Genomic DNA, 11,559 nt, shown 5'->3' with positions numbered 1-11,559 from the left:
GTCATTTCGCCGAGCTCATTGGGAGAACCCTTCCAGCATGTAGTGCGCCTCGATCCGCTTGAGCGCGAGCACCATCGCGGCGAGCCGCATCGGCAGGCGCTTGCCCATGACGAGCCTGGTCGAGTCGTGATCTTCCGAGCGGCGCGGCCGGTCCTCCGCGATGTCGCAGATCAGGCGGTAGTTGCTCTTGATGGCGCGCTCCAGCCGCGCGTTCACCTCGCCCTCGGTCCAGTGCTCCATGCGCTTGTTCTGGACCCATTCGTAATAGGAGACGGTCACGCCCCCCGCGTTGCCGATGATGTCGGGGATGACGCTGATGCCGCGCTCCGCGAGCACCTTGTCGCCCTCGGTCGTGGTCGGCCGGTTGGCGCCCTCGGCCACGAGCTTCGCCTTGAGCCGCTCGGCCACCTCGCCGGTGATGGCGTCGCCGAGCGCGGCCGGGATGCAGATGTCCGCGTCCACGCTCCAGAAATCGTCCCGCGCGATCGCCTGGGCGCCGCTGTAGCCGGCGACCGACCGCCGGAGGTTCTGCGGGTTCTCGTTGACGTGGGTCATCAGCGCGCCGACGTCGACGCCGTTCGGGTCGTAGATCGCGCCGTCGGCGTCCTGCACCGCCACGCACCGCGCGCCCATCCGGCACAGGATCTCGGCGGCGGCGGAGCCGACATTGCCGAAGCCCTGCACGATGAAGCGCGCCCCCGCGAGGGAGGCGCCGCGCTGCGCGTACCACTCCTCGATGCAGTACGCGAGCCCCTGCCCGGTCGCCTTGACGCGCCCCTCGGAGCCGCCGATGCGCACGTCCTTGCCCGTGACGACGCCGCGGTGATTGACCCGCTCGCGCTCGCCGTCGCTGTACTGGCGCAGGAGCCACGCCATCACCTCGGCGTTCGTGCCCACGTCCGGCGCGGGGATGTCCACGTTGGGCCCGACGAGCTGCTTCAGCCGGTACATGTACCGGAGCGAGATCGCCTCGAGCTCCTCCTTGCTGTGCTCGCGCGGATCCATGCGAATACCCCCCTTGGCGCCGCCGAACGGGACATCGGCGATGGCCGTCTTCCAGGTCATCTCGGCGGCGAGCGCGTTGAACAGGTCGAGCGACACGGCCTTGTGGAAGCGCAGCCCGCCCTTGTAAGGCCCTCGCGCCTGGTTGTGCTGGACGCGATAGGCCTTGAAGCGCACGAACGCGCCGGGCTGGATGCGGTAAAGTCCCTGGTCGCCGAGGCGGATCGCTCCGTCCTGCACGTGGATCGAGCCGCTCCGGAGCGCCTCGGGGCGGAGGATGAGCTTGCCGTTGAAGAGCGGGGTGATCGCGGCCCGGTTCGGGATCACCGACGCAGGGAGCCGCTCGTAGGCGGCGGCCGCCTCTCCGCGGAAGGGGACGAGGCGGTCCTGGAGCTGCGTGGTGATGTAGAAGATGTGCTCGTAGTCGGGCTGCTCGAGCTCCAGCCGGATGCGGGGAGCCAGGCCGATGAGGTCCGCGGCGGTGTGAAACACCGCCATGGATTCGCCGAAGATGTTGGTCTCCGGTTCGCGCTCTAGGAGGGGGGCGTCTTCCATCCCCGTATGCTGCCTCGACCGCGCGGCGGGGGTCCAACGTTTCGCGGGGTCGACGGGCGGGCCGCCCGCCTCGCGGGGAGCTGGTGTGACTCTCCCCGCAGGTTCGGGCGGATCCTCGTATCGATTCACCACGGCTCGCGGCGGCAGCGTGGCCGTCGCGCCCAGGGAACGACGTCAGGGAAAGCCAGCGAGACCACCGCCGCCGCAGCACCCACCGCCGCCGAAGCCACCGAGCGGCGCGCCGAAGCCGCCGGGGAAGCCGAAGCCGCCGTACGGATAGCCGCCCATGCCGAGCGGCCACCCGAAGCCGCCCATGCCCCCCGGGTAGCCGCCCAGGCCCCCCGGGTAGCCGCCGAACGGCCCGCCGAGGCCGGGGATCCCGCCCGTCTGCCCGACCGGGCCGCCGGGCATCTGCCCGACCTGACCAACGGGGCCGCCGGGGCCCTGGAGCGGGCCGCCGGGGCCCTGGAGCGGGCCGCCGAGGCCGCCCTTGCTGATGTCGCCGGGGCCCTGGAGCGGGCCGCCGAGGCCGCCCTTGCTGATGTCGCCGGGGCCCTGGAGCGGGCCGCCGGGCCCCTGTCCGACGCCGCCGAGGCCGCCCTTGATGGGGCCCTGTCCGACGCCGCCGGGGCCCTGGAGCGGGCCGCCCTTGATGGGGCCCTGGCCGATGTCGCCGGGGCCCTGGAACGGGCCGCCGAGGCCACCCTTGATGGGGCCCTGTCCGACGTCGCCGGGGCCCTGGAACGGGCCACCGGGGCCCTGGAGCGGGCCGCCGAGGCCACCCTTGATGGGGCCCTGTCCGACGCCGCCGGGGCCCTGGAGCGGGCCGCCCTTGATGGGGCCCTGGCCGATATCGGTCTTGCCCGGCACCCCGGGCGCGCCGATCAGGCCGCCGCCCCGCGTCTCCTCGTCCGTCGCTTCGTCTGCCTCCAACGCCTGCTCACTCGACGCCACGTCGACGTCAGCCTGGTCCGAGTCGGCCTCTTGCGGAGCCACCGCGTCGACCGCGCACCCGGTCATCAACACAGAAAAGAGCATCGCCGCGTGCGCCATCTTCATATCGATTGAGCGAACCATCCGTCCTCCTTCCATGCCCTGCTACGGCCCTCGGGCCCGCGCCGGCATGTTGAACGGCGTGGAGAGCAGGCTGCGTGCCTGACCGCGCGTGTGCAGAGCCTGCCGCGTCGGCGACGGCGAAAGTGCATTGTCTGAATCCACGCCCGGTGAGCGTTCTGCCCCGTTTCGTCGCGCCGGGGAGCCGCCGCGCCCCGCGCGCGCCGACGCCGCCTCGCAGCGCCGATGTGGGAGCCTTTCGAGCGCTGGAGAAAGGCAAATGTCGACGTCCATCGCGGGGCGCCCCCGCGCGTCGCGCGCGGCGGGACGGCATGAGACGGGGGAGGACGACCCGACTTGCGGCTTTATCGCGCTCGGCAAGCCGCATTTCCGAAGACCTGGTCGATCCCTGCAATCAAGGGCTGCGGAGACTCGACATCTGCGCTCGTCGGCGGCGATGTTCTCATCGCTTGCGGCCATCTGGTCACGCCCTGCTCAGCCCACTTCGGCCGACAAGGGCCCTGTGCGGCGCTCCTCCTGCGGCAACCTCGTCGTCGTCGCGCGCCTGTGCCGCGCTCTGCGCTGCGCCGCGCGTCGCCACGTCGTCCGGAACGACGGCGCGGCCGCCGCCTTCAGCCGCGGACGGCGAGCCTGCGGTGCAGCGGGAGCGGCCGCCTTGGCGAGGCATCCCTGCGCCGCGCTCGGCCGGCTCGACGTGGTCGACAGAAGACGTCTGACCCACACGCTCGGCCGCGCGCGCGAGCCTCGGTGTCAGCGAGGCGCGCGCGCCCACGCCGGGAGACCCGGCGCGGCGTAGCCGTCCGCGGCGCTGCAGGGAAGGGAAAGTCGGCGCGATCACGACCCCTTTGCCTGGCAGGAGCGCATCTCCCGTTGTAGGATTCATTACGCTAAAGGAGTTCGCGCGGCGCCGCTCGGGCGCTCAGGCGCACAGGCGGCGTCCTCGTCATCCTGGCGCGGGCTCATCGACGATCTCGGGCGCTCGGAGCGCCTGTTCATGGAGGCTACGCGCGGTATCCGCGCTGCCGCGGGAGCTCTGGAGAGCTGTTCGCCCGAGGAGCGGAGCCCGCGAGGCAGCGCTTTCCAAGGAGGGGATTGCATGCGCTTCTGCGCGACGCGCGCGGGTTCGTCTTGCCTGGCCGCCAGCATCGCGGCCCTTCTATCGGTCGTCTCGGCGTGCAGCGACCCCTCGCAGAGCTCCGGTGCCCCGCTCGGTTGCGAGGGCGTCGCGCCGCGGACGCCGAGCTGCGCGCCCGGGCACGTCCTCGGCCCCGCGGACGCGTGCATGCCGGTGGGCATCCAGGGGTGCGCCGAGCTGTTCGTGGAGGACGACGGGCTCTGCCATCCATCGATGGCGAAATGCCCCGCGGGGACGATCCCGAAGTTCGATGAGGGCTGTATTCCCGCGGGCATCCCGCGCTGCGCTCCGGAGCTCGCGGGCGACGACGGGCTCTGCAGGCCGGCCATGGCGAGGTGCCCGACAGGCACGTTCGCGACGCCGGAAGCGGGGTGTGTGCCGGTCGACGGCCCCGCCGGCTGCGGGCGCGGGCCGTGGGGGAGCGTCGCGCGCGTGTCCGGGAACGTCTATGTGGATCCGAGCTACTCCGGCGCGGACGGCGACGGATCCGAGGCGAGGCCGGTCACGACGATCGAGGCGGCGCTCGGGCTCGTCGCCGACGGCGGGACGATCGCGCTCGGGGAGGGGACCTACGACGAGCCGGTCGTCGTCACGAAGCCGCTCGAGATCGTTGGCCGGTGCGCCTCGCGCGTGCGGATCCGCGGGGTGAGCTCGACCGCGCGTCCTCCCGCGATCGTGGCCGTGCTCGACGCAGGGGAGGTGACGCTCCGGGGGATCGAGATCGGCGGAGACGGCGCCGGCGTCGTGGCGACCGGCGCGAGCGCCGTGACGCTCGAGCGCGTTCACATCAAGGACGCCATGCACGCCGGCGTCCTGTCGGGCGATGGCGCCCGCGTCTCGGTGGCGCAGAGCTGGATCGAGGGGACGCGCGACGGCGGCGCGTGGGCCGGCATCGGCGCCTTTGCGGACGCCGGCGGCGCGCTCCTCGTGAAGGAGAGCGCCGTGACGGGCAACCGCGCGGCCGGCGTGGCGGCGCTCCAGGCGGGCGCCACGGCGTCCGTGGTGGGCAGCCTCGTCGAGGGGACCGTGTCGACGGGGCGCTACCCGGCGGACGGCCAGGGGATCGTCGTGCAGGACGGCGCCGAGGCGTCGATCGAGAGCACGGCTGTCGTCGGTAACCAGCTGTCCGGGATCCTCGTGGCGGCCAGCTCGTCCGCGACCCTCTCCGGCGTCCTCGTCGAGGGGACCAGCCCCGGGAGCTCCGACCCGCCTTACGGCGTCGGCGTGTATGCGACGAGGCGAGCGCGCGTCGCGATCGACTCGAGCGTGGTCCTCGGCAACACGGAGATCGGCGTCGCCGTCATCGGCGAGGGCACCGCGGCGACGATGACGCGCAGCCTGGTGCAGGGCACGGTGGCGGCCCCGACCGGGTCGCTGCTCGGCGGATTCGGCGTCGCCGTCGCCCGCGGCGCGGCGATGCGCCTCCACGACAGCGCGGTCGTCCGGAACCGCGGCACCGGGGTTCACGTCGGCGACTCGTCCGCCGAGCTGATCGCCAGCGGCAACCTCATCGAAGGCACCGTCGCCGACGGCGGCTGGGGGGACGGCGCCGGGCTGACCGTGGCGGAGGGCCGAGTGACGCTCGCGTCGAATGCCATTCGCAGCAACGAGGGCACCGGTCTGCTCGTGGGATATGACGGGTCCGAGGCGACCGTGACTGGCAACCTCGTCGAGGGGCATGTCGCGCCGGACCGCCGCGCGCCGGTGGGGCAGGGGATCGTCATCCACCGGGGCGCCACCGCCGTGCTCGAGGGCAATGTCGTGAGCGGCAACCGCTCCGTCGGCGTCTTCGCCGGCACGGAGGTCCTCGGCAGCAGGGTCGAGATCATCGGGAACCTGATCGACGGCACCGCGGGCCGCGGATCCGGCGAGGACGACGACGAAGCACACAACGACAGCACGGGCATCGGCGTCGCCGCCGCGGGGTACGAGATCCGGCTCGCCTCGTCCCTCGTCCGCGGGAGCCGCACGGCCGGCGTCGTGCTGTTCGCCTCCGAGGCGGAGATCTCGCAGACCGTCGTCGACGGGGTGACCGGTGATCCCCGCGCCGCCCGGGGCAGGCGGCGCGACGAGCTCGTCGCCGATGGTGTCCTCGCGCTCGCCGGCTCCACCGTCGCGCTCGATGACGTGCGGGTGGAAGGCTGTGCGCGCGCCGGCATCCTGTACGACCGGAGCTCGGGTCGCCTCTCCCGGGTTCGCGCCCTGGACAACCGCTTCGGGCTGATCGTGCAGGGCTCGCCCGAACCTGAGCTGAAGCGGGATGACGATGATGACGATAAGGAGAGCGCGTTCCTCGACGACTGCACCGCAGAAGAGCTCTCCGGCAGCGAGCTCCGCGTGCCAGCGTCCGCTCCCCCGCTCCCTTGAGGCGCGCTCGCGTCCGCCCGCCTGCCCCCGCGCCTGCGCGCGAAACATGGATGACATCGAAGGGAGCCTTTCCTGATACGTGGTACTCGCGGCCACGGCGGAGAGGACCAGCGCATCAGGCGTCGAATCGCGGCCCGCACTACGACGCTGAGCGCACCCGACGCTCCGCCCGCGCCCGCCTCCCTGAGGCGGCCTTCCCGCGCCGTTCGCCCAGGGGGTGTCCGCGCTCGCCCTGGAAGCGTGCCCGCCCGTCACCGGCGCGAAGTTGGAAATTTCTGGTCTTGTAATCGCCCGCGGACGTCTGTATAGACGTGCCCCGGACGCGCGTGGACCGCGGCGCACCTGAGGTGCCTGAACCGACGCAGTCCGTGACTGCTTACTTTCTTGCTGCGTCCAAAGAAAATAACAGTGTCAGTGCTTAGGCCATCATTCCTCATGAAGCGTGATGACACCATGAGCATGAGCGTGAGACGGAGTTGCTGCTGCGAGACATGACGCGCCACGACATCTCCCTTGAAAACGCGCCTGAGTAAGCGGCGCGAGAACTTGACAGCGACCTCGAATCCCCGTTGACACTGCTGTGCGAAAACGGCTACGGTGCCGACGTCTGGATGCTGGTATGGCGCACTGCGTCGCGGTGTCGAATTCCGGCGAGCCGCTCTGCCGCGTGGTGGCTTCCAGGGAGATCGAGGAGTGGGAGAGGGACGGTGGGCGCTCGGGCGTAACCACGAGGGCCCCGCGAGGAGCATTCTCATGAGGAACTGGTTGTTGCCGCGTCGGACCTTCGTGTTGTCGACGTTGCTGCTTTCGGTCGGTGTCACAGCGGGGTGCGGGAAGACCGAACCGACCAAGGAGTCCACGGGCGGCGCGAGCACGGCGCCGGGCAAGCCCTCGCCGGCCGCCGACACCTTCCTGACCGTCTCGATCGAGCAGCAAGCGTCATGGGTGCGGAACTTCAATCCCCTGCTCGCATCAGGCAACGTTCGCTGGCCAACCGTCGCTGGCATCTACGAGCCGCTCCTCGTTTACAACACGATGAAGGGCGAGTTCACCCCCTGGCTCGCATCGAAGTACGAGTGGGGCAACGGGAACAAGACGCTCACCGTCACGACGCGGCCCGGCGTCAAGTGGTCCGATGGCCAGCCGTTCACGGCGAAGGACGTGGCCTTCACCTTCGGGCTCCTGAAGAAGCACGTCGCCCTCGATCTGCAAGGCGTCTGGAAGTGGCTGACCTCGGTTGAGGCGAAGAGCGACTCCACGGTCGAGTTCACGCTCACGCGGCCGTACGTCCCCGGGCTCGTCTTCCTCGGCCACCAGCCGATCGTGCCGGAGCACAAGTGGAAGGACGTGGCGGATCCGGTCACGTACACGAACGAGAACCCGGTCGCGACGGGGCCCTTCACCGAGGTGAAGACCTTCCAGAACCAGATCTACGAGCTCGGCCGGAACCCGAACTACTGGCAGCAGGGCAAGCCGGCGATCAAGGGGCTCCGCTTCCCGGCGTACCCGGGCAACGATCAGGCGAACCTGGCGCTCTTGAACGGCGAGGTCGACTGGGCCGGCAACTTCGTCCCGGAGATCGAGAAGGTTTACGTCGGCAAGGACCCGACGAATCACCACTACTGGTTCCCGCTCGTCGGCAGCACCGTGTTCGTCTACACGAACACGACGAAGAAGCCCCTCGATGACGCGCGGGTGCGCAAGGCGATCAGCATGTCGCTCGACCGCGAGCAGATCGTCAAGGTCGCGATGAACAACTACACGCGGCCGGCGGACGCGACGGCGCTGAGCGACGCGCACGAGCGCTGGCGCAGCCAGAAGACGGTCGAGGCGGGCGACTGGGTCAAGTTCAACGTGGCCAAGGCGAACCAGATCCTCGACGAGGCGGGTTATGCCAAGGGAGCGGACGGCATCCGCGTGAAGGACGGGAAGCCGCTGCGCTTCGATCTCAACGTCGTCACGGGCTGGTCCGACTGGGTGCGCGCGGCGCAGATCGTCACGCAGCAGGTGAAGCAGATCGGCGTCGAGGCCACGCTGAAGACGTACGACTTCAGCGCGTTCTTCGAGGCGCTCCAGAAGGGCACGTTCGACCTGTCGATGGGCTGGTCGAACGAGGAGCCGACCCCCTACAATTTCTACCGAGACCTCCTCGGCACCGCGACCGCGAAGCCGGTCGGCGAGACGTCGGCGCGCAACTGGCACCGCTTCGGCGCCAAGCAGGCCGACAGCCTCTTCGAGGCGTTCGAGGCCGCGACCGATCCGGCGGAGCAGAAGAAGATCATCGAGCAGCTCCAGGAGATCTTCTCCGAGACGGCGCCCTCGATCCCGCTGTTCCCCGGGCCGTCCTGGGGCGAGTACAACACACGCCGCTTCACGGGGTTCCCCAGCAAGGAGAACCCGTACGCGAAGCTGTCGCCCAACAACCCGCCCGAGTACCTGCTGGTCCTCACCGAGCTCAAGCCGAAGTGAAGTTGGGCGTGACCTGATCCGGAGCGCAGGTTAAAAGAGAGAGCTTCTGTGCGTTACCTTCTGCGACAGCTGGGCTTGTACTTCATCGCGGCGTGGGCCTCGCTCACCCTGAACTTCCTTATTCCGCGCGCCATGCCGGGCGATCCAGCCTCGGCCATGTTCGTGCGCTTCCGGGGGCAGCTGCAGCCGGAGGCGATCGATGCGCTGCGGAAGGCGTTCGGGTTCACGGGTGAGCCGCTCTACAAGCAGTACTTCACCTACCTGAGCCACATCCTGGTCGGCGATTTCGGCACGTCGGTCGCGCACTTCCCCGCGAAGGTGACGGAGGTGATCGCGACCGGCCTCGGCTGGACGCTGCTCCTGTCGGGCGCCGCCGTGATCGTCAGCTTCGGCCTGGGGACGCTGCTCGGGATCATCGCGACGTGGAAGCGGGGCGGCTGGCTCGACTCGGTCATGCCGCCGGTCCTGATGTTCCTCGGCGCGTTCCCCTACTTCTGGCTCGCGATGGTGTCGCTCTACATCCTCGGGTTCGTGCTCGGGGCCTTCCCGCTGCGCCACGCCTACAGCGACACGCTCTCGCCCGACTGGAGCCTGGAGTTCATCGGGAGCGTGATCTCGCACATGATCCTGCCCGCCCTGTCGATCGTCATCGCCACCATCGGCGGCTGGATGCTCGGTATGCGCAGCGCGATGGTCACCGTGCTGTCCGAGGAGTACATCACGATGGCCCAGGCCAAGGGGCTCTCGCAGTGGCGGGTCATGTTCACCTACGCCGCGAGGAACGCGCTCCTGCCCAACGTCACCGGCTTCGGCATGGCGCTCGGCTTCGTCCTCGCCGGCTCGTTGCTCACCGAGATCGTCTTCTCGTATCCGGGGCAAGGTTATCTGCTCATCCAGGCGGTTCGAAACCAGGACTATCCGCTCATGCAGGGGATATTCCTCACCATCACGTTCGCCGTGCTGGGGGCGAACTTCCTGGTCGACGTGATCTACGTGTTTCTTGATCCCCGCGCCCGCGGGCGCTGACGGCTGGGTCCAGGAGAAGCGATGGCTGCGCAACAAGGCAACAGCGGGGGCGGCGGCTCCCGTGCGGCGGGATGGCTCCGCCTGCTCCTCTCGAATCGCAAGGCGATGGCGGGCACGCTCATTGTGCTCTTCTTCCTGCTCCTCTCGCTGCTCGGCCCCTCGATCGTGGGCCAAGATCCGCACGCGTTCGTGGGCATGCCGCACGAGGCTCCCTCCGCCGAGCACCTGTTCGGCACGAACGGCCAGGGGCAGGACGTGCTCGCGCAGACGATCGTCGGCGCGCGGACCTCACTGGCCGTCGGCTTCGCCACGGGCTTCGCCGTGATCGCGATCGGCGCGGCGATCGGCATGGCCGGGGGCTACTTCGGCGGCTGGATCGACAGCGTGCTCTCGCTGCTCACGAACGTGTTCCTGATCATCCCTGGCCTGCCGATGGCCGTGGTCATCGCGGCCTACCTGCCGGCCGGGCCGCTGACGATCCTGTTCGTCCTCGTCCTCACGGGCTGGGCGTGGAACGCGCGTGTGCTCCGCTCGCAGGTGCTCGCGCTGCGCGACAAGGACTTCGTGTCCGCGGCCCTCGTGAGCGGCGAGAGCAGCGCGCGCATCATCTTCGTGGAGATCCTGCCGAACATGACGTCGCTCCTCATGTCCGGCTTCATCGGCGCGACGGTCTACGCCATCGGCGCCCAGGTCGGCCTCGAGTTCCTCGGTCTCGGCGACCTGAGCGCCGTCACCTGGGGGACGAACCTCTACTGGGCGAGCAACAACGCCGCGCTCCTCACGGGCGCCTGGTGGACCATCGTGCCCACCGGCGTGTGCGTCGCGCTCGTCGGGTTCGCGCTCACGCTCATCAATTACGCGATCGACGAGATCTCGAATCCGCGGCTCCGCGCGGAGGGAGCCTGGTCTCGTCTCCTCAGGAGCCGCAAGGTCACGGCGGGTTCGTCAACGCCGGTGGTGAGGACTCATGGCGCCTAGTCCGCTTCTTTCGGTTCAGGATCTCCGGGTCGAGTTCATCACCCCGACAGGTCCGGTGTGTGCGGTCGATAACGTCTCCTTCGACATCGCCCCGGGCGAGGTGCTCGGCCTGGCGGGCGAGTCGGGGAGCGGCAAGTCGACGGTGGCGATGGCCATCATGCGGCTGCTCCGTCCGCCGGCGGTCATCACGGGCGGGCACGTGTACTTCGCCGGGCAGGACGTCCTGGCGATGAACGAGGAGCAGCTCCGCGCCTTCCGCTGGCGGAAGATGGCGCTGGTGTTCCAGAGCGCGATGACCGCGCTCAACCCGGTGCTGACGATCGGCGAGCAGATCGCGGATCCGATCATCGCGCACGACGGCGTGACGCCCGCTCAGGCGATGGAGCGCGCGGCCGCGCTGCTCAAGCTCGTGAACATCGACTCGTCGCGCCTGAACAGCTACCCGCACCAGCTGTCGGGCGGCATGCGCCAGCGCGTGGTGATCGCGATCGCGATGGCGCTCAAGCCGCCGTTCCTCATCATGGATGAGCCCACGACGGCGCTCGACGTGGTCGTGCAGAAGGAGATCCTGCAGCAGATCGCCGAGCTCAAGGAGCGCCTCGGCTTCTCGATCCTCTTCATCACGCACGACCTCTCGCTCATCGCCGAGTTCTCGACGCGCATCGCCATCCTCTACGCGGGCAAGCTCGCGGAGACCGCTCGCGCCAAGGACCTCTTCAGCGATCCGAAGCACCCGTACACGCAGGGGCTGCTCGGGTCGTTCCCCTCGGTCCGGGGGCCGCGCCGCAGGCTGCAGGGCATCCCGGGTTCGCCGCCCGACATGCGCAACCCGCCTCCCGGCTGCCGCTTCCACCCCCGGTGTCCGCAGGCCTTCGCGACCTGCCAGAACGAGCTGCCCGTCCTTCGTGAAATCGCGCCCGAGCACCGCGGCGCCTGCCACCTCTACTGACGAT

The 11,559-nt window shown here is 69.8% G+C and carries 7 protein-coding genes; 5 read left to right on the top strand and 2 right to left on the bottom strand.

Translation table 11 applies throughout. The features are described 5' to 3' along the window. Positions 1 to 15: 15 nt before the first annotated feature. Entirely contained in the window at positions 16 to 1,557 is a 1,542-nt protein-coding gene (locus tag POL72_RS01490) for a Glu/Leu/Phe/Val family dehydrogenase (RefSeq protein ID WP_272093128.1), read from the bottom strand. A gap of 174 nt (positions 1,558 to 1,731) precedes the next feature. Beyond that, on the bottom strand, positions 1,732 to 2,634 hold the full coding sequence (locus POL72_RS01485) for a hypothetical protein (RefSeq protein WP_272093126.1): 903 nt from the start codon (positions 2,632 to 2,634) through the stop codon (positions 1,732 to 1,734). 1,093 nt (positions 2,635 to 3,727) lie between these two features. On the opposite strand from POL72_RS01485, the gene POL72_RS01480 reads away from it, so the two are divergent. The 5 genes from POL72_RS01480 to POL72_RS01460 all read left to right on the top strand — a co-directional run bounded on the left by POL72_RS01480 (position 3,728) and on the right by POL72_RS01460 (position 11,555). Then, entirely contained in the window at positions 3,728 to 6,133 is a 2,406-nt protein-coding gene (locus POL72_RS01480) for a right-handed parallel beta-helix repeat-containing protein (protein WP_272093125.1), read from the top strand. Positions 6,134 to 6,886: 753 nt separating this feature from the next. Beyond that, complete coding sequence (locus tag POL72_RS01475) at positions 6,887 to 8,602, top strand: ABC transporter substrate-binding protein (RefSeq protein WP_272093124.1); 1,716 nt, start codon at positions 6,887 to 6,889, stop codon at positions 8,600 to 8,602. Between the two features lie 48 nt (positions 8,603 to 8,650). Continuing rightward, the gene (locus POL72_RS01470) at positions 8,651 to 9,628 is read left to right on the top strand and encodes an ABC transporter permease (protein ID WP_272093122.1); all 978 of its coding nucleotides are present in this window, start codon (positions 8,651 to 8,653) and stop codon (positions 9,626 to 9,628) included. A 21-nt stretch (positions 9,629 to 9,649) separates the two neighbouring features. Continuing rightward, positions 9,650 to 10,606, top strand: a complete 957-nt coding sequence (locus tag POL72_RS01465) for an ABC transporter permease (protein ID WP_272093121.1) — start codon at positions 9,650 to 9,652, stop codon at positions 10,604 to 10,606. Next, positions 10,596 to 11,555 (top strand): ABC transporter ATP-binding protein, encoded by a 960-nt coding sequence (locus tag POL72_RS01460; protein ID WP_272093120.1) that lies wholly within the window; start codon positions 10,596 to 10,598, stop codon positions 11,553 to 11,555. Before POL72_RS01465 ends, POL72_RS01460 begins: the two co-directional genes overlap by 11 nt. Positions 11,556 to 11,559 lie beyond the last annotated feature (4 nt).

Origin of the sequence: Sorangium aterium (genome assembly GCF_028368935.1) — a bacterium.
Classification (GTDB): Bacteria; Myxococcota_A; Polyangia; order Polyangiales; family Polyangiaceae; genus Sorangium; species Sorangium atrum.
Note: the sequence above shows the minus strand (reverse complement) of the source record. Positions and strands in the feature narration are given on the sequence as shown.